General features: G+C 68.5%; 18 protein-coding genes. 4 read left to right on the top strand and 14 right to left on the bottom strand.

Translation table 11 applies throughout. The features are described 5' to 3' along the window. The first annotated feature begins 89 nt into the window (after window positions 1-89). Both D7006_RS05070 and D7006_RS05075 read left to right on the top strand, forming a co-directional pair. Entirely contained in the window at window positions 90-1,730 is a 1,641-nt protein-coding gene (locus D7006_RS05070) for a Na+/H+ antiporter (RefSeq protein ID WP_237355789.1), read from the top strand. A 133-nt stretch (window positions 1,731-1,863) separates the two neighbouring features. Further along, window positions 1,864-2,151: a hypothetical protein gene (locus tag D7006_RS05075; protein WP_237355790.1), complete on the top strand. Its 288-nt coding sequence runs from the start codon at window positions 1,864-1,866 to the stop codon at window positions 2,149-2,151. A 180-nt stretch (window positions 2,152-2,331) separates the two neighbouring features. Here D7006_RS05075 and D7006_RS05080 read toward each other — a convergent pair whose 3' ends face one another. From D7006_RS05080 to D7006_RS05095, 4 genes are all read right to left on the bottom strand, one after another. Then, window positions 2,332-2,847, bottom strand: coding sequence for a Dps family protein (locus D7006_RS05080; protein WP_237355791.1), 516 nt, complete (start codon window positions 2,845-2,847; stop codon window positions 2,332-2,334). A 265-nt stretch (window positions 2,848-3,112) separates the two neighbouring features. Further along, the gene (locus D7006_RS05085) at window positions 3,113-3,514 is read right to left on the bottom strand and encodes a response regulator transcription factor (RefSeq protein ID WP_210257914.1); all 402 of its coding nucleotides are present in this window, start codon (window positions 3,512-3,514) and stop codon (window positions 3,113-3,115) included. Between the two features lie 84 nt (window positions 3,515-3,598). Further along, entirely contained in the window at window positions 3,599-4,252 is a 654-nt protein-coding gene (locus D7006_RS05090) for a response regulator transcription factor (RefSeq protein WP_169124556.1), read from the bottom strand. Then, the gene (locus D7006_RS05095) at window positions 4,249-5,751 is read right to left on the bottom strand and encodes a sensor histidine kinase (protein WP_237355792.1); all 1,503 of its coding nucleotides are present in this window, start codon (window positions 5,749-5,751) and stop codon (window positions 4,249-4,251) included. The genes D7006_RS05090 and D7006_RS05095 overlap by 4 nt, the downstream gene beginning before the upstream one ends. Window positions 5,752-6,183: 432 nt before the next feature. Between D7006_RS05095 and D7006_RS05100 the strand changes: the two genes are divergently transcribed. Next, window positions 6,184-6,729, top strand: a complete 546-nt coding sequence (locus D7006_RS05100) for a helix-turn-helix domain-containing protein (protein WP_237355793.1) — start codon at window positions 6,184-6,186, stop codon at window positions 6,727-6,729. Window positions 6,730-6,981: 252 nt separating this feature from the next. Further along, window positions 6,982-7,269 carry a hypothetical protein gene (locus D7006_RS05105; protein ID WP_237355794.1) on the top strand — a complete coding sequence of 96 codons (288 nt, stop codon included), beginning with the start codon at window positions 6,982-6,984 and terminating at the stop codon, window positions 7,267-7,269. Between the two features lie 98 nt (window positions 7,270-7,367). Here D7006_RS05105 and D7006_RS05110 read toward each other — a convergent pair whose 3' ends face one another. The 10 genes from D7006_RS05110 to D7006_RS05155 form a co-directional block, all read right to left on the bottom strand. Then, entirely contained in the window at window positions 7,368-7,721 is a 354-nt protein-coding gene (locus tag D7006_RS05110; RefSeq protein WP_169124594.1) for a hypothetical protein, read from the bottom strand. A 90-nt stretch (window positions 7,722-7,811) separates the two neighbouring features. After that, window positions 7,812-9,476 carry a cation/acetate symporter ActP gene (gene actP, locus D7006_RS05115; RefSeq protein ID WP_237355795.1) on the bottom strand — a complete coding sequence of 555 codons (1,665 nt, stop codon included), beginning with the start codon at window positions 9,474-9,476 and terminating at the stop codon, window positions 7,812-7,814. Continuing rightward, window positions 9,473-9,829, bottom strand: a complete 357-nt coding sequence (locus tag D7006_RS05120; protein ID WP_237355796.1) for a DUF485 domain-containing protein — start codon at window positions 9,827-9,829, stop codon at window positions 9,473-9,475. Before D7006_RS05120 ends, actP begins: the two co-directional genes overlap by 4 nt. Further along, window positions 9,826-11,058 (bottom strand): FAD binding domain-containing protein, encoded by a 1,233-nt coding sequence (locus D7006_RS05125; RefSeq protein WP_237356855.1) that lies wholly within the window; start codon window positions 11,056-11,058, stop codon window positions 9,826-9,828. The genes D7006_RS05120 and D7006_RS05125 overlap by 4 nt, the downstream gene beginning before the upstream one ends. A 238-nt stretch (window positions 11,059-11,296) precedes the next feature. Continuing rightward, window positions 11,297-11,914, bottom strand: coding sequence for a TetR/AcrR family transcriptional regulator (locus D7006_RS05130; RefSeq protein ID WP_371745041.1), 618 nt, complete (start codon window positions 11,912-11,914; stop codon window positions 11,297-11,299). Between the two features lie 174 nt (window positions 11,915-12,088). Next, window positions 12,089-12,811, bottom strand: a complete 723-nt coding sequence (locus D7006_RS05135; RefSeq protein ID WP_237355798.1) for an ABC transporter ATP-binding protein — start codon at window positions 12,809-12,811, stop codon at window positions 12,089-12,091. Further along, on the bottom strand, window positions 12,801-13,550 hold the full coding sequence (locus D7006_RS05140) for an ABC transporter ATP-binding protein (RefSeq protein WP_237355799.1): 750 nt from the start codon (window positions 13,548-13,550) through the stop codon (window positions 12,801-12,803). The genes D7006_RS05135 and D7006_RS05140 overlap by 11 nt, the downstream gene beginning before the upstream one ends. Next, the gene (locus D7006_RS05145; RefSeq protein ID WP_209489942.1) at window positions 13,547-14,536 is read right to left on the bottom strand and encodes a branched-chain amino acid ABC transporter permease; all 990 of its coding nucleotides are present in this window, start codon (window positions 14,534-14,536) and stop codon (window positions 13,547-13,549) included. Before D7006_RS05145 ends, D7006_RS05140 begins: the two co-directional genes overlap by 4 nt. Further along, on the bottom strand, window positions 14,533-15,384 hold the full coding sequence (locus D7006_RS05150) for a branched-chain amino acid ABC transporter permease (protein ID WP_237355800.1): 852 nt from the start codon (window positions 15,382-15,384) through the stop codon (window positions 14,533-14,535). Before D7006_RS05150 ends, D7006_RS05145 begins: the two co-directional genes overlap by 4 nt. Before the next feature lie 39 nt (window positions 15,385-15,423). Next, window positions 15,424-16,965, bottom strand: a complete 1,542-nt coding sequence (locus D7006_RS05155) for an aldehyde dehydrogenase (protein ID WP_237355801.1) — start codon at window positions 16,963-16,965, stop codon at window positions 15,424-15,426. Between the last annotated feature and the right edge of the window lie 21 nt (window positions 16,966-16,986).

The following is a 16,986-nucleotide window of genomic DNA, read 5'->3' on the forward strand; positions in this document are numbered from 1 at the left end:
GGCGACGAGACTTCCGACGAGATCTGGAACGTGAGCGCGCCAACGCACGCGCCGCGTGCGCACGGCGCCGAGACAGGCCGGTGGTGCGCATGACCGACATTCGCTACATCCTCGTGCTCCTTGCCGGCGTGGTGCTCACCAACTGGATGGGCCGCGTGCTGGGCGATCGCGTGGCGCTGCCCCTCATTCAGGTTGCGGTGGGCGCCGCCATCGGCTCGGTCACCAGCCTCGGCGCGCCGCTGAAGCCGGATCAGTTCTTCCTCATTTTCCTGCCGCCGCTCCTGTTCTTCGACGGGTGGCGCGTGTCCAAGACGGATCTTGCGGCGAATGCGCCGCTCATCCTGTCCATGGCGCTGGGGCTGGTGGTGGTCACGGTCGGCTGCGTGGGGCTGATGCTCCATTGGCTCATCCCGGCGATGCCGCTGGCCGTGTGCTTCGCGCTCGCGGCGGTCCTGTCGCCCACCGATGTGGTGGCGGCCGGCGCGGTGGCGCGGCACATTCCCATTCCGCGCGGCGTGCTGCGCCTGCTGGAGGGCGAAGCCCTCTTCAACGATGCCGCCGCGCTGATCTGCCTGCGCCTCGCCATCGCGGCGGTGGTGACGGGGACGGTGCCGGTGCTCGATTCCCTCGCTGCCTTCGTCTGGGCGGCCGGAGGCGGCATCGCCATCGGCATCGCCTTCAGCTGGATGGTGGCCACGGCCAAGGCTTTCATGGTGCGCCGGGTGGGCGAGGACACTTCCGGCCAGATTCTCATCAGCCTGCTCATTCCCTACGGTGCCTATCTGCTGGCCGAAGTGGCCGGCAGCTCCGCCGTGCTCGCGGCCGTGGCCGCCGGCATGATGATGAGCCGCATTGAGGTGTCGGGCCGCGCGCTTCCCTTGACGCGCCTGAGGCGCGGCGCGGTGTGGGAGACGCTCCAGTTCACCCTCAACGGCGTCATGTTCCTGCTGCTGGGCGAACAGATGCCGTGCATCCTCAGCGGCGCGGCGCGCAGCATCGCCGAGGGCGGACATCACGCCGTGGGGTGGCTCGGGCTCTATGTGGCGGCCACCGTTCTCGCCCTCGCGGCCTTGCGCTTCGCATGGGTACTCGCCGCACTCTGCTGCTGGCCCGCCGGCCGGGGGCAAAGCGGTGCGCCGCGCGCCTTTCCCCGGTGGCGCCTGGTGGCGGTGATGGCGTTCGGCGGGGTCCGCGGCGCGGTCACGCTCGCCGCGGCGCTCAGCCTGCCTTTGGTCTTGACGGGTGGCATGCCTTTTCCCGCGCGTGATCTTGCCGTGTTCATCGCCGCCGCGGTCATTCTCGTGTCCTTGGCGCTCGCCAACGTGGCGCTGCCCATCCTCCTGCGGGGCATCGATGTGCCGCCCGACGTGGCCGATGCGGCGCAGGAGCACGAGGCCCGCGCCGAGGCGCTGCAGGCCGCCCTGGACGCACTCGCGGAGACGGCCGAGACGCAGACGGCCGATGCCGACGCACCGACCGTCGCCGCCATCGTTGCCGACCATTACAGGCACCGACTCGACCAGCTCCAGGCCGAGGGCGTCGATGGCGGAACAGCCGCCTGGCCGGAAGAGCGGCGGATGCATCTCCTCGCGATCCAGGCCGAGCGCCGATCCATCGTCAGTCTCGTCCAGCGCCGGCGCATCCCCATCGATCTGGCGCACAAGCTGTTGCGGGAGACCGATGCCGAGGAGGTCGCCCTGCCCGTCGCGCCCGGCATGGGCGAGGGCTGAGAAGGTGCAGTGACGAAAAGTAAACCGACGTATAGTTCGGTGAAACATCGATATTCATGGAATGAATTTGAGTTCGATACCGGCGAAGGCTGCGGGATGCAAAACTAAATCATCGAAAACACAGGAGGTTCTCATGACTGCGAATTCTAAGTTCATCATGGCGTTCGGCGCTCTTGCCTTCTTGGTGGCCGGCGTGGCGGGCACCGCCCACGCGGACACCAGCTTCCCCACCGAAGCGCGCGGCGAGACCACCTTCTTCGATGCCCAGTCGGGCGCCGTGGTCCAGCCGTTCAACATCTTCCAGATGCCCTCCGCCGCGAAGCTGCGGGCCATGAACTCCGCCCGTCCGTTCATCGGCCAGCCGGCCCAGCCCGACGCCCACTGGGGTCCGGCCCAGGATGCCACTTCGCCGGGGGCGTGAGCCACCCGACATGCGCTGCAACGAAAAGGCCGGCGTCCCCTGAGGGCGCCGGCCTTCTCGCTATTGCGGGTGTAGGTGCGCTGGAAGGCCTGCCTTCGCTCTATCCCGGGGGGGCGGCGCGCACAAAAAGCCCGCCGGGTTTGACCGGCGGGCTCAGGCGGGGAGGAAGGGGAGGGCAGGTCAGTGCGAGCGGGTGGCCTCGAAGAGGAACCACACGCGGCGTTCAGCCTCGTCGATCCAGACCTCGATGAGGCTGGTGGTGGCGACGTCGTTATAGTTCTCGCAGACCACATGGGCTTCCCGCAGGAAGGTGATGAGGCGCTTGTTGTCCTCGCCGAGCTCGGCCAGCATGTCCTCGGCGGTCACGTAGTCCGCGTCATTGTCGGGGAGACGCTGGAGGCGCGCGATGTGGCCCACCGACCGCAGCGTGGTGCCGCCCACCTTGCGGGCCCGCTCAGCGATGGCATCGGTGGTGGCGAAGATCTGGTCGCCGTGCTCGTCCAGCAGAAGATGGTAGTCGCGGAAGTGCGGGCCGGACATGTGCCAGTGGAAATTCTTGGTCTTCAGATAAAGCGCGAACATGTCGGCCAGAAGAACGGTGAGGGCGCCGGCAATGTCGCGGGTGGCGTCTTCGCCGAGATCGGTGGGGGTCCGAAGCGGTGCCAGCTGGCGCAGTTTCGTGATGGTCTTGTCCATGGGTGTCGTCCTTATGGAAAAGCTGTAGGGCAGCGGTCGGGTGGTGGCTGAGATGCCGCGGCGACCGCTCTGTGAATGTCACGGTGGTCACCATAGGACCGGGGCGCGGACGAAAGAATTGGGCGCTCGTTTGCCTGGATCATACGAGGGTATGGGGCTCGAAGGCGTGCGCAGGCGCGTGCGCGCGAACCCGCGAGGGTCGCCGCAGCGCAGATTTAGGGGGCAGAGGTGGCAGGGCGCGAAAGGCCGCGAGCGCGTCGGCGCGTCAGCGGCGCGGGGAAGCCTGCAGCGCGCGATCGATGCAATCGATCATTTCGTTCCCGTCGAACGGCTTCGCCAGGAAGCCGAAGGCGCCGGCCGCGTCGACCTGCCGGCGGATGCGATCCTCGGGAAAGGCGGTGATGAAGATCAGCGGCACCGGGTCGCCTTCGGCGCGCAGCCGGCTCTGAAGCTCGACGCCGCTCATGCCCGGCATCTGGACATCGGTGATGACGCACGCGGTCCGGCTGCGCTCCGTGGAACCGAGGAAGTCCTCGGCGGACGCGAAGGATCGCGCGCCGAACCCAAGGGAGCGGACGAGACTTTCCGTAGCGACGCGAACGGATTCGTCGTCATCGATAATCGTTATGGTTGGAGCGCGTGACACTCGGGGCACCTCGACGTGCAATCATTCGGCACGCGATGACGCGCCGGTCTGACCCTATATAGCCTGCCGCCTGCCCAACCCGTAATCATACAGACGTTTGCAACTTTAGCTTTTTGCACTGAGCCCCAGGGCCTCCGCCATCCGGACCAGATCCGCGAGGGAATGGGCCTCCATCTTCCTCATGACGTTACCGCGATGAATTTTCACGGTAATTTCGCTCAGCCCCACCTCGGCGGCGACCTGCTTGTTCATGAGGCCGGAGGTCACGAGGGCCATGATCTGCCGCTCGCGCTCGGTCAGCGTGTCGTAAAGCGCGCGCAGCTTCGAGGAGGAGGCGCGCTCGGCGCGGCGGCCCCGGTCGATCTCGATGGCGGCGGAGACCGCATCCAGCATGTCCTGGTCGCGGAACGGCTTGGTGAGGAAGTCCACCGCGCCCGCCTTCATGGCGCGCACGCTCATGGGGATGTCGCCATGCCCGGTCATGAAGATGATGGGTAGCTCCATGTCCGAGCGCGCCAGCTGCGCCTGGAAGTCGAGCCCGCTCACGCCCGGCAGGCGGATGTCCAGCACCAGGCAGCGCGGCGCATCCGGCAGCTTGGCGGCCAGGAGCTCGGCGGCGGAGGCAAAGAGCGCCACCTCGAGCCCGATTGAGCGGAACAGGCTGGACAGCGCGTCGCGCAGGCTGGCGTCATCGTCCACGACGATCACGACGGGGGCGCTCGGGGGCGGCGCCGGGCGGGGCAGCGGTCGACTGGTCACGGGCGGGTGTCCCTGGTGCTGGAAGAGGGGGGCGTGCTCGCAAGTGGCATCGTGAGGGTGAAGCACATTCCCCCCTCGGGGTGAGGCGTGGCGTCGATCCGGCCGCCATGGGCCTGCGCGATCGAGCGGGAGACGGAGAGGCCGAGGCCCATCCCGTCCTGCTTCGTGGAAACGAAGGGCGAGAATAGGGAGGCGAACACATCCGGCGCGATCCCCGGTCCGGTATCGCGCACGGAAATGGTCAGCTCCGCCGTGCCATCCATTGACCACGTCGGTGTTTCGAGCGCGTTGCGGACAGTGAGGATACGCTGGCCCTCGGGCACTTCGTCCATGGCCTGGATGGCGTTGAGGACCAGATTGATGAGCACCTGCTGCAATTGGATGCGGTCGCCTTCGATGCGCGGCAAATCGGGGGCGAGGGCGAGTTCGAGCCGGACGCGATGGTTCGACAGTTCCCGCTCCAGCAGCAGCACGCAATCCTCCACCAGCTCGGTGCTGTCGAGTGCGTCGCGCAGCGGCTCTCCGCGCCGGGCGAAGGCGCGCAGCCGTTCCACCACCTCACTCGCGCGGCGGGCATTGGCGATCATGCGGGTGACGGAGGCTTCCGCCTCGCCGAGGTCGGCCACTGGGCGGCGCAGCCAGCGCAGGCAGGCCTCGCCGTTGGTCACCACCGCCGCGAGCGGCTGGTTGACCTCGTGGGCGATGGAGGCAGTGAGTTCGCCCATGGTGCTGACGCGGGTTACGTGGGCAAGGTCGCTGCGGACCTGGTTCAGTTCCTGCTCGGCCTTCTGCCGCTCGGTGATGTCGTGGTTGGTCTCCATGGTGCCCATGGGCCGCCCGCGCGCATCGCGCTGGAGCGACCAGCGGCTCGTGCAGACCAGCTTCCGCCCGTCGCGGGTGGTCTGGACGATCTCGCCCTCCCATTGGCCGGTCTTGAGCAGAATGCCCATGATGTCCGCGCGGGGGGACGGAAAGACGGTCTTCAGCAGCGCGCCGGCCTGCTGCCCCAGGGCCTCGGCCCGGGTCCAGCCGTAAAGCCGTTCGGCACCGTGGTTCCAGTAGACGATCGTGTCGGCGAGGTTCCGCACGAAGATGGCATCTTGGGAGAGATCGAGCAGCGCGGCCTGTTCTCTCAGCGCGCCCGTCGCCTGCTGGTTGCGCAGCGAGAGAACGGTGGTGACGGTGATAGCCGCGACGCTGACGAAGCACCGCATGGTGGAGGAGACGTTGTAGTCGGTGGCGTGCATGATGACGAAGCTCAGCATCGTCAGCATGACGCAGGCCCCGGCGACGATCAGCAGCCCCGTGCGCCCGAAAAGGCCCGCGCTCAGAAGCACCACGACCACGTAGAGCACGGCAATGGCCATGTCGAGCGGCGAGAGCGTATCCACCAGGAAGATCGAGAGACACAGCAGCGCGACAAGGAACCAGCCGGTTCGCGCCCGGGCGGGGGCATCCGCACTGTTGCTGGACAAGGGACCGGCCAGACCCGACATCATGCCCTCGAGAGTGTGGTTTGCGCCCGGCGATCTGCCGGAGCGCAGCGGACGGATGCCTGTTGTGCGGCTGCCAGCTGCCCGGCATCGTGCTTCGGTATCACCGACATATACCTCGATCTTGCCAGTTTGAACGGCGCATTTGCCGGCTCGCGAGGCAGTAGTGCAGCAAAAACGGGCGGTCGGCTCAAGCCCGCTAAACGCAAAGTCTAGCCGCCTATACCAAGGTATGCCCGCGCGCACCCGATCATATGAGCGCCGAACCCCAAGTAGAATGGAGCAAAATACGCTGGTCGCCGATGCTGGGTTTCCAATCGGCGAAGCGCAAGTCTTTCTGCCGGAACGGTTCGGTGTCGCAGCTCGTGCGCCGGTGCCGGTCCGAGCTGCACGGAGGAACTGCGCGGAACCGCCCTTCAGCCTTCGGGGGTCTCCAGCATGTCGTTCCATGCCGCGCCATCCGCCGCAGCCGCCGCAATGCCGGCGCAGGCCCATGCGGAACTCAATGCCGAGGTCCGGCGCCTCGGTCTGCTCACCCCGCGTCCCGCGTCCGATGACCAGACCAGGCCGGCACCGAAGCCGGCGCGTGCCCGGTCCGGACTGGTGGCGTGGCGCCTCAAGCGCGTGCTATCCTTCATGGAGGAGCATTATTGGGAGCCCGTCACGCTTGCCGAGATGGCTCGCGTGGCCGGCCTCAGCCGGATGCATTTCGCCGCGCAGTTCCGCATCTCGACGGGCTCCAAGCCGCACGAATACCTGCTGCGGCTGCGCGTGGAGCGCGCCCAGAAGCTGATGATGGAGAGCGATGAGCCCCTGGCGCAGGTGGCCTTCAGCGTCGGCTTCCAGACCCAGGCCCACTTCACCACCGTATTCCGGCGTTTCGCCGCAACGACCCCGCATCGCTGGAGGTCGGAACAGATGGCCCGCACGCCACACGGTGGCGCTGCGGCCCCCCGCGCGCTTGGCTCGGCCCATCAGGCCTAGCGCAGCGCGTCGGCGCGACACGCGCCCTTCTCCTTTCGATCCGAACGAACAGAGGCCGGCGCGGCAACGCACCGGCCTCGCGCCGTTGGGCCTCCGACGGCAGGGGGGCCGGTGCAGCATTCTTTCTGGAGATCGCTGATCATACCCACGTATGCGGATCTATCGAAGCATATGAGAAGAATAAATCACGGGATAATACGCGTCATTAGCAGCATCTTCTAAATTCATTTCATCAACAACGGAGTGTTTGCCATGTCCATCAAGTCTACTGTCCTCGCCGCCGGTGTCGCCGTGATGCTCGTCTCGTCCATGGGTTCGGCCTTCGCCGACCCGACCGTCCAGAAGGAGAATGTGGAGCAGTATGCGGTCTCCGCGCAGGGGAGCCTGACCCCCACCTCCCCGGCGGCCGTGGCCCGCGACGAGCGCCGGCTCGAGCGTCCCAGCGCCTTCGGCACCCCCGGCCCCTATTATGTTTCCGAGCGCCCGTTCGCGAACGGCAACGCCCAGTCGGGCCCGGCCCACGACGCCGACGACAACTGACGCGAGCCGTCCGCGACGAAAAAAAAGGGGCCGCTTTGGGCGGCCCCTTTTCTATTTGTCCGGGTCTGTCCCGCTGCGGTCAGCGAAGGGCCGGTGCCTCAGTCGACCTTCAGCGGCGGGTTGTCGCTGTCCAGGAACTCGACGGTGGTGAACACCAGTTCGGTGTCCCCGATATTGGTGAGGTCATGCATCATGAACTCGCCCGGGCCGAAATGGTGGTGCTTGGTGTCGCCGGCCTCGTAGGTCACTTCGGCCACCCGCCCGTCGGCATAATGCGACCGGGCGCGGCCGCCGGTCACGGCCGTCCAGAAATAATCGAGCACATGGGTATGGAATCCGATGCGCTCGCCGGGCTTGAGGGCGAGGTGCCACACGCGCACCCGCTCGCTCTGCGAGACGAGGCGGCTGCCGACGCGTCCGTTGCCGCGGCTGGCGTGGAGGTCAGCCCGCATGGGCTCGGGCCATGCAAGCGGTGCTTCGATGTTGGCGTAGGTAGGGTTGGTGCTGATATTCATTGGGTTTCTCCCTGGTTGTCTGGCGTTTCAGTCCACCGCGAACCCGGTCTGCGCGCGCACGTGCTGGGCGGCGAAGGCCGCACGGACGCGCCCGGCCGCCGCGCTGTGATCCGCCAGCGAGACGACGATCGAGACCAGGAAGGCGAGCGGCACGGAGAACAGCGCGGGATTGTCATAGGGAAAGGGTGCTGGGCCGAGCTTCAGCGTCGTCGTCCACACGCTGGGGCTGAGGGCCACGAGCACGAGGGCCACCACGAGGCCCGTCACCGAGCCAGTCACGGCGCCGCGTGTGGTGAGGCCGGGCCAGGACACGGACAACACGATGACGGGGAAGTTCGCGCTCGCAGCGATGGCGAAGACGAGACCCACCATGAAGGCGATGTTCTGGTTCTCGAACAGCAGCCCGAGGCCCATGGCGAGGAGGCTGATGACGACCGCCGCCGCCTTGGAGACCCGCACCTCTTCCTGTTCCGATGCCTTGCCGCGCCGGATGACGCGGGCATAGAGATCGTGGCTGGCCGCCGACGCCCCGGCGATGGTGAGGCCCGACACCACCGCGAGGATGGTGGCGAAGGCCACGGCCGAGATGAAGCCGAGCAGCACCGAGCCACCGAGCGCGTTGGCGAGGTGCAGGGCCACCATATTGGTGCCGCCCAACACAGCGCCGGTCGCGTCCTTGAAGCTCGGATCGGACATGACGAAGGCGATGGCGCCGAAGCCCAGCACGAACAGCAGCGTGTAGAAGACGCTGATGAAGCCGGTCGCCACCAGCACGGAGGTGCGCGCCTGCCGGGCATCCGCCACGGTGAAGAAGCGCATCAGGATATGCGGCAGGCCAGCGGTGCCGAACACGAGGGCAACGCCCAGTGAGATGGCGGAGATGGGATCCTTCACCAGCCCGCCCGGCGCCATGATGGCCGCGCCCTTGGGGTGGAGCGCCGCGGCGTGGGCGAACAGCGCCTCCAGGCTGAAGCCGAAATGGCCGAGGATGAGGGCGGACATCACCACCGAGCCCGTGAGCAGCAGCACGGCCTTGATGATTTGCACCCAAGTGGTGGCCAGCATACCGCCGAAGGTGACATAGGCCATCATCAGCAGGCCGACGAGGCCCACCGCCACCCAATAGGGCAGGCCGAACAACAGCTCGATGAGCTTTCCGGCTCCCACCATCTGGGCGATGAGGTAGAGCAGCACGATCACCAGCGTGTTGGTGGCCGCGACCACCCGCACCGGCACTTCCGAGAGCCGGTAGGCCGCCACATCGGCGAAGGTGAAGCGCCCGAGATTGCGCAGCGGCTCGGCGATGAGGAACAGGATCATCGGGAAGCCCACGAGGAACCCGATGGCGTAGATCATGCCGTCATAGCCGGAGGTGTAGACCAGCGCCGTCACGCCGAGGAAGGTCGCGGCGGAGGTATAGTCGCCGGCGATGGCGAGGCCGTTCTTGAAGCCGCTGAGGCCGCCGCCGGCGGCGTAATAATCCTGGGCGCCGCCGGTGCCCTTGCGGGCCGCCCACCAGGTCACGCCAAGGCTAACAGCGACGAACAGCAGGAAGAGGCTGATCGCCACGGGATTGATGGGCTGGCGGGTGCCGCCTTCGATGGCGCCGGCGGCTGAGGCCGGGCTGGCGGCGCAGACGAGCGCGAAGGTGAGGGCGGCGGGGGCCGCGCGGACGAGCGGAGTCCACCTCATTGCACGTCCTCCCTAAGGTTCTCGGTGAGCCGGTCGAAGGTGTGGTTGGCGACGGCGACGTAGATGGCCGTCAGCACGAAGCCGAGGCCGAGCAGGCTGACCCCGGCGACGATCCCCCAGGTGGAGACCGCATCCGGCAGAACCGGCGTGCCGAGGGCGCTGGGCTTCAGCGCCACGGTGAGGATGTAGGCGAAGTAGAGCGTCGCCATCAGCGCGGCCATGGAGAGGCCGAGCCGGGCGCGGATGGAGGCGAGGCGGCGGAAGTTGGGATTCTGCCGGATCGCCTCGATGCGGGCAGCCGCATCGAGGGGCCGCGCGTGCGGCTTCGGGGGGAAGGCGCCATCGGGTTTCATGCGGCAAGCCCCGTGGCGACGGCGGTTTCGCTCATCACGGCGTCGGGGTGCCGGTGCCGTTCGGCGCGGGCGCGCTGCTCCTCGTCGAGGATCTGCGCCTGCATGTAGGCCCCGAGGTGCCGTGCCCGCTGCACCACGGCGCGGCCGAAGGCGAGGCGCTTGGCCTCGAAGGCGGCCAGCGCCGCTTCCACGTCCGTGCTGTCGGCGAGGGCGGCGGCGAGGGCGGCGGCATCCGCGGCCGCCTTGGTCACGCCCATGCCCACGTGGGGGCGGGCGACGAAGGCGGCATCGCCCAGAATCACCACATGGGGCGACAGGCGCAGGCGCGGGCTTTCCAGATCCTGGATCGCCTGCAGGAAAGGCTGCTGCGTGCGCTCCACCACCTCAGCGAACTGCGGCGCGAGCAGGCGGTGGGCGTCCGCCCGCATGCCTGCCACCACTTCGGGCCGGATGAGGTGCGGGGGAATGGAGAGGGGGTGCCGGGTGCCGTTCACATCGGTGAGCAGCTCGGCGAGTTGGCCGTCGCTGGCGGCGGGACGGTACCAGACGAAATTGTAGCGGCGGTGGCCTTCATCCAGCTGCTCGTCCGCGCCCGCCACCGGATAGCCGAGCATCTGCTCGCCGGGGGGCAGGCTGAAGGAGAAGTGGCCGCACAGGGCGGCGCGGGTTTCCGGCGAGAGCGTGCTCTCATCCACCAGTCCGCGCCAGGCCACATAGCCCGCATAGCTGGGCTTGGCCTCGGGCAGGAAGGCGGCGCGCACGGTGGAGAACAGACCGTCCGTGCCCACCAGCAGGTCGGCCTCCTCCACGACGCCATCGGCGAAGTGCGCGCGCACGCGCTCGGCCCCGTCCTCGACGCGCACGAGGTTCCGGCCGTGGTGATAGCTCTCGTCCGGCAAAGCCGAGCGCAGCAGGCGGTAGAGGTGGCCCCAGGAGGTGAGAACCTGCGGCAGGTCGAGCTGGCCGGTGATCCGCCCGTCCGGCCCGAACACCCGCCGGCCGCTGACGCCCACGCCGACGCGCGCCTCGGTGACGTCCAGGCCGGTCTTGCCGATGACGTCGAACAGCTCGGGATGGGTGACGATGCCGGCGCCACGGCCGGCGAGTTCGCTGCCGATGCGCTCGAAGACGGCCACGTCCCAGCCGGCCTTGCGCAGCAGGAGCGCGGCGAAGAGGCCGCAGATGGAGCCGCCGATGATGACGGCGCGCTTGGGCTTTGCCGGGCGCATGGCGGGGCGCTCCGCCGAACCTGCGGCGGGGATGTTCGTTGGCATGGTGTCCTCCCTCGGCTCCTGAAGGCGGCAGGCCGCTCGCCTGTGCGAGGGCCGGCCTGCGCGAGCCTGCGTGTGGTCGCGTCGGATCGCCGTTGGCCGGTCTGTGCCGGGCTGGGCGACACCGTCCGATTATTTATCGGATGATAGATAGTGACGCGGAAATTGACCGGCGTCAAATTAATTTATCAAATGATTATTTCCGCGCCGCGACCTTCCGGCGGGCCGGCTTGGCCCGGTCGATCACCGAGGCGAAGGCCGCCGGGGCGCCATTGAGGAAGGCGTTGACCTTCACGTCGATGTCGGCTTCTGGATCGGCAGGAATGGGCATGCCGTAAATGAACTTGCGCACGCCGATGTAGAAGATTCCCGCGTGCAGCGACCAGATGAGCTCGATCTCTTCCTCGCTCACCGGGGCGGTCTCGTCGAGGCCGTTGGCGGCGCGTATCTCGATGACCATGCGCTCGAACAACCGGGCGCGCAGGAAGGCGAGATAGCGGCTGTTGAAATCGAGGCCCTTGAGCCCGGCGAACATGAACAGCCGCACCCATTCATAGGTCTGGATGACGGCGGCATAGGCCCGGTAGAACCGCTTCAGCCGCTCCTCGATGGGGATGGAGCGGTCGGCGATGGCGGTTTCCCATTCGGTCTGCCAGCGGCTCTGGTAGACCTCCTGATAGACCCGGTCGAGCAACGCATCCTTGCCGGGAAAATAGCGGTAGAGCAGCGGCTGGGTGATGCCGAGCCGCTGCGCCAGATCCCGCGTCGCGCCGTCGAAGCCGAATTCGGCGAAGAAGGCCACCGCCCCCGCCACGATATCCCGCTCCCGGTCCGCGGGCGAAAGGCGACGACGCTGGGGCGAGGGGGCTTTAGAGGACGGCACTGCGGACACCCGGTCTTTATCGGACGATCAATCCTAGCACGGCTCGCGTGCGATTCATCACCCTGCGACGAGATGCCGGAAGGTCAGGTGCCGTTTCTGCCGCCGTCAGTGGACGCCCAGATGCTCCTCCAGCCGGGCCGGATCGGCCTGGAAGGCCGAAGCCGAAGCCTTGTCCACCACCCGCCCCGTGCTGATGACCACCACCTCGTCGGCGAGCTTCAGGGCGAAGGCCATGTGCTGCTCCACCAGGATCACCGACAGCCCGGCGGCGCGCAGCCGGCCGACGATGGCGCCCACCTCGGCGACGATCTGGGGGGCGAGGCCCTCGGTCGGCTCGTCCATCAGCAGCACGCGCGGCGCGGTCACCAGCGCCCGGCCGATGGCCAGCATCTGCTGCTCGCCGCCGGACATGAGCCCGGCCGGATGGCGGCGCCGCTCCTTCAGGCGGGGGAAGAGGCCGAAGATGTCGTCGTCCGTCCACGCCACACGCTCGTCCGGCGGCCGGGCGCAGCGGGCGACGGCGAGATTCTCCTCCACGCTGAGGCTGCGGAAGATGCGCCGCCCCTGCGGCACCAGCGCAAGCCCGGCCCGGCAGATGGCCTCGGGCGAGAAGGCGGAGATGTCCCGCCCGTTGAGCACGATCCGCCCGGTGCGGGTGGGCAGCAGGCCGGCGAGGGCGTTCATGCAGGTGGTCTTGCCCGCGCCGTTGCGGCCGAGCAGAGCGAGAATGCGCCCCGGCGCCACCTCCAGCGACACGTCGTGCAGGATGTGGCTGTCGCCATAGAAGGCGTTCAGACCCGAGAGCGAGAGCGCGGCGTCACTGGGCAAGATAGGCCTCCCGTGTCCTCGGGTCCGCGATCACCTCCTCGCGCGTGCCGTCCACGATCAGACGGCCGTGGTGTAGGAGGGCGATCTTCTCGGCGAAGGCGAGCGCGACATCCATGTCGTGCTCGATCATCAGGATGGTGAGGTCGCGCGGCAGCTCCGCCAGCAAGGCGCTGACCGTGCCGCGCTCCTCCTTCGACAGGCCGGCGAGCGGCTCGTCCAGCAGGAGGATGCGCGGCGCCTGCGCCAGCGCCATGGCGATCTCCAGCCGCCGCTTCTCGCCGTAGGAGGTCTCCGAGACCGGCCGGTCGGCGAGCGTGTCGAGCCGCACCCGCGCCAGCACCTCCAGCGCCTCGCGCCGCAAGGCGGGGTCCGTCGCCACTGCGCCATAGGGCTTCCAGCGCTGCGGGCGCCCGCCGAGGAGGGCCATGATGAGGTTGCCGATCACGCTCTCCCGCGCAAACAGGGTGAGGATCTGGAAGGTGCGGCCGATGCCCCGCGCCGCGCGCCGGAAGGTGGGCAGAGCCGACACGTCTTCTTCCGCGATGCGGATCTGCCCGGCGGTGGGCCGGAGGTCGCCGGCGATCAGGTTGAACAGCGTGGTCTTGCCCGCGCCGTTCGGGCCGAGGAGCAGGCGCCGCTCGCCCGGCGCGACGGTGAAGTTCACGCCTTGGATGACGTGGAGCCCGCCGAAGCTCTTGTGCAGATCGTCTATCCGAAGGGCGGCAGTTGGCGCGGTCACGGGCGAGCCTCCTTGACGGGGGTGGCGGGGATCGCCGTCGGCCCACGCCGCGTGGCGAGGTGCGCACCGAGCGTGCGCATCAGCCGCCGCGCGCCGGGCAGAAGCCCTTCCGGCACCACCACGATGATGAACAGGAAGATGAGGCCGAGCAGCGTCGGCCAGCGGTCGGTGTAGGCGCTGGCGACATTCTTCAGCAGCACCACCAGCGCCGCGCCGACAATCGGCCCGAAGGTGGTGCCGAGCCCGCCGGCGATCACCATCAGAACCGCTTCCGACGACACCGTGAGCGAGAGCGTGTGGGGGCTGATGAAGCGGAACAGCAGCATGTAGAGCACGCCCGCGATGCCGGCGATGCCGGCGGACAGCACATAGGCCGCATAGCGGATGCGCCATACGTCATAGCCCAGCGTGCTCATGCGCCGCGGCTGGTCGCGCACGCCCTGCATGGAGGCGCCGAGCGGCGAGCCGGCAAGGATGGTGACGAGCGCGAGGCAGCCACCCGTCACCACGAGGCACAGGTAGAAAAGCCCCGTGCCGTTGGCGAGCAGCCCCTGGAAGCGGGGCATGGAGATGCCGTTCTCGCCATTGGTGAGGTCCACGTAGCGGAAGGCGACGCCCCACACGATCTGCCCGAGCGCGAGGGTGATCATCAGGAAGCTCAGGCCCGAGGTGCGCAGCGCCACGAGGCCGAACAGCGCGCCCGCCGCCACCGACAGGCCCACCGCCGCCGGGATCGCCGCCCAGAGCGGCCAGCCGGTGCTGGTCGTCAGCAGCGCGAAGGCATAGCCGGCGATGCCGAGGAAGGCGGCGTGGCCCAGGGAGACCATACCGCAATAGCCCGCGATGAGGTTCACGCTCACCGCGAACAGGCCGTAGACGAGAACCTGCGTGGCGATGGAGAGATAGAACGGCCCGGGCAGCACGAGGGGAACCGCCGCCGCGCAGATGAGGAGAATGCCGAGGGTCTTGAGGCCGGGGTTTTTCATGCGGCTTGCCTCCCGAAGAAGCCCTGGGGCCGCACGGCGAGCACCACCACCATGGGCAGGAACAAGATGACGTAGGCGAGGTCCGGCAGCAGCATCTGCCCGAAGGTGTAGACGAGGCCGATGACGAGGCTGCCCGCCAGCGCCCCCGTGAGCGAGCCGATGCCGCCGAGGATGACCACAAGCAGCGCCAGCGGCAGCATCTCTGAATCGAGGCCCGGATAGACCGACATGATGGGCGCGGCGAGCGCCCCGCCGATGCCGGCGAGCCCGGCGCCGAGGCAGAACACCGTGGTAAACAGGCGCGACACGGGAATGCCCATGGCCCGCGCCATCTCCCGGTCATCCACCGCGGCGCGGATGCGGGCGCCGAGGGTGGTGCGCTCCACCAGCGCCCAGATGCCGAGGAAGGCCACCAGCGCCAGCACCACCAGGGCCAGCCGATAGGCGGGAAAGACGATGCCGCCGAACCCCACCGCGCCGCGCAGTGCCTCCGGCGCCGGCTGGGCGATGGGATCGCCCGACCACACCAGCAGGCACTGGTCGGCGATGATGAAGGCGAGGCCGAGCGTGCCCAGCACCTGCGCCAGCTCGCGCCCCGCGAGGCGGCGGATGAGCGTGCGCTCCAGGATGCCGCCGAAGACGGCGCACGCCGCCCCCGCCGCCAGCACCGCCCCCGCGAACCCGAGCCCCATCGCGGAGGTCGCGATGTAGCCCCCCAGCATGAACAGGGCGCCGTGGGCGAGGTTCGCGACTCGCATGAGGCCGAAGATCAGGGAAAACCCGACCGCCAGCAGGAACAGGATCGCGCCGAACGCGAAACTGTTCAGTAGACCGTTGATCCAGAACATGGAGGCCATCTCCAGGGGCCGCCGCGGGGGCGGGCGGTTTCAGTTCAGCCTTTGGGCGGGGGCGCTCATGTCGAACCAGTCGAACGGCTGGTCGCCGACGTTCACCATCACGGCCTTCACGTCGAAGTAGGCGTCGAACGCCTCCTTCCCGAACTCGCGGCCGATGCCGGACAGCTTGAACCCGCCCCAGGGCGAGGCCGCATCCACCCGGTGGTGATCGTTGATCCAGACGATGCCGGCCTCGATGCGGTCGGCGACGCGGTGGGCGCGGGCGATGTCTCGGGTCCGGATGGCGGCGGCCAGGCCATAGGGGCTGTCATTGGCGATGCGCACCGCATCGTCCTCGGTGTCGAACGGCGTCACCACCGTGAACGGGCCGAACACCTCCTCTTGGAAGATGCGCATGCGCGGGTCCACATCGGCGAAGACGGTGGGCTCCACATAGAAGCCATGGCTGTTGGCGAGGGCCGGAGGCACCTGTCCCCCCGCCACCAGCCGCGCGCCCTCTTCAAGGCCGATGCGCGCAAAATCCAGCACCCGCTCGCGCTGCCGCGCTGAGATGAGAGGCCCCATCTGGGTGGCGGCGTCGAAGGGGTCGCCGACGGCGATGGCCTTCGCCTTGGCCGCGAGCTTCTCCACGAAGGCGTCGTAGATGGAGCGCTGGACGATGTGGCGGGCGGCGCACACGCAGGTCTGCCCCGCGCCGACGAAGGCCCCGAACGCGGCATAGTTCACCGCCTGGTCGAGGTCGTAATCGTCGAACACCACCACCGGCGTCTTGCCGCCCAGCTCCAGCGTCTGGCGGGCGAAATTGCCGGCGGCGGCCGCGCCCGCCCGGCGTCCGGCTTCCGTGCCGCCGGTGAGCACCAGCTTGCGGATGCCGGGATGCTCCGACAGCGCCCGGCCGGTGACGGCGCCGGGGCCAGTCACCACATTGAACACGCCCGGGGGCAGGCCGGCAGAGGAGAAGATCTCGGCGAGGCGCAGCGTCGTCAGCGGCGTGTATTCGGAAGGCTTCACCACCGTGGTGCAACCGGAGGCGAAGGTGGGGGCGAGGTTGCGGCAGGCGATGAGCAGTGGGTGGTTGAAGGGCGTCACATTGGCCACCACCCCCACCGGCAGGCGGCGGGCATAGGTGAGATAGTCGCCCTCCACCGGGATCGCGTCGTCGCGCCGCGCCATGGCGAGGCTGGCATTGTAGCGGAAGAGGTCCGGCACGCGGGCGAGCTGGGCGCGCGTCTCGCGCACCGGCCGGCCGTTGTTCAGCGTCTCGAGCTCGAACAACTCGTCGAGATGGGCCTCCATCACGTCGGCGAGCTTGTTCACCAGCCGCGCCCGGGTGCGCACCGACATGGAGCGCCACTCCTTCGAGCGGAACGCCGCGTCGGCGCTGGCGACGGCGCGGTCCACGTCCTCCGCGCTCGCCTCGATCACCTGCGCGATGGCGGTGCCGTCGCGCGGCGCGGTGATGTTCATGAGGGCGCGCGGGCCGGGATCGACCATGCGGCCGTCGATGAACAGGCCCCGGATGAGGTCGTGACGGGGCGTTCCGGCCGAAGCCGGGTCCAGATTGTGTGCCATGTGTGTCTCCGTTCGGTCGGG

The organism is Xanthobacter sp. YC-JY1 (assembly GCF_021730305.1).
GTDB lineage: Bacteria > Pseudomonadota > Alphaproteobacteria > Rhizobiales > Xanthobacteraceae > Xanthobacter > Xanthobacter flavus.

Coding starts and splice junctions, on each gene's coding strand:
- D7006_RS05070 (WP_237355789.1), top strand. CDS start 90: ATGACCGACATTCGCTACATCCTCGTGCTCCTTGCCGGCGTGGTGCTC.
- D7006_RS05075 (WP_237355790.1), top strand. CDS start 1,864: ATGACTGCGAATTCTAAGTTCATCATGGCGTTCGGCGCTCTTGCCTTC.
- D7006_RS05080 (WP_237355791.1), bottom strand. CDS start 2,847: ATGGACAAGACCATCACGAAACTGCGCCAGCTGGCACCGCTTCGGACC.
- D7006_RS05095 (WP_237355792.1), bottom strand. CDS start 5,751: ATGATGTCGGGTCTGGCCGGTCCCTTGTCCAGCAACAGTGCGGATGCC.
- D7006_RS05100 (WP_237355793.1), top strand. CDS start 6,184: ATGTCGTTCCATGCCGCGCCATCCGCCGCAGCCGCCGCAATGCCGGCG.
- D7006_RS05105 (WP_237355794.1), top strand. CDS start 6,982: ATGTCCATCAAGTCTACTGTCCTCGCCGCCGGTGTCGCCGTGATGCTC.
- D7006_RS05110 (WP_169124594.1), bottom strand. CDS start 7,721: ATGCGGGCTGACCTCCACGCCAGCCGCGGCAACGGACGCGTCGGCAGC.
- actP (WP_237355795.1), bottom strand. CDS start 9,476: ATGAGGTGGACTCCGCTCGTCCGCGCGGCCCCCGCCGCCCTCACCTTC.
- D7006_RS05120 (WP_237355796.1), bottom strand. CDS start 9,829: ATGAAACCCGATGGCGCCTTCCCCCCGAAGCCGCACGCGCGGCCCCTC.
- D7006_RS05125 (WP_237356855.1), bottom strand. CDS start 11,058: ATGCGCCCGGCAAAGCCCAAGCGCGCCGTCATCATCGGCGGCTCCATC.
- D7006_RS05145 (WP_209489942.1), bottom strand. CDS start 14,536: ATGAAAAACCCCGGCCTCAAGACCCTCGGCATTCTCCTCATCTGCGCG.
- D7006_RS05150 (WP_237355800.1), bottom strand. CDS start 15,384: ATGTTCTGGATCAACGGTCTACTGAACAGTTTCGCGTTCGGCGCGATC.
- D7006_RS05155 (WP_237355801.1), bottom strand. CDS start 16,965: ATGGCACACAATCTGGACCCGGCTTCGGCCGGAACGCCCCGTCACGAC.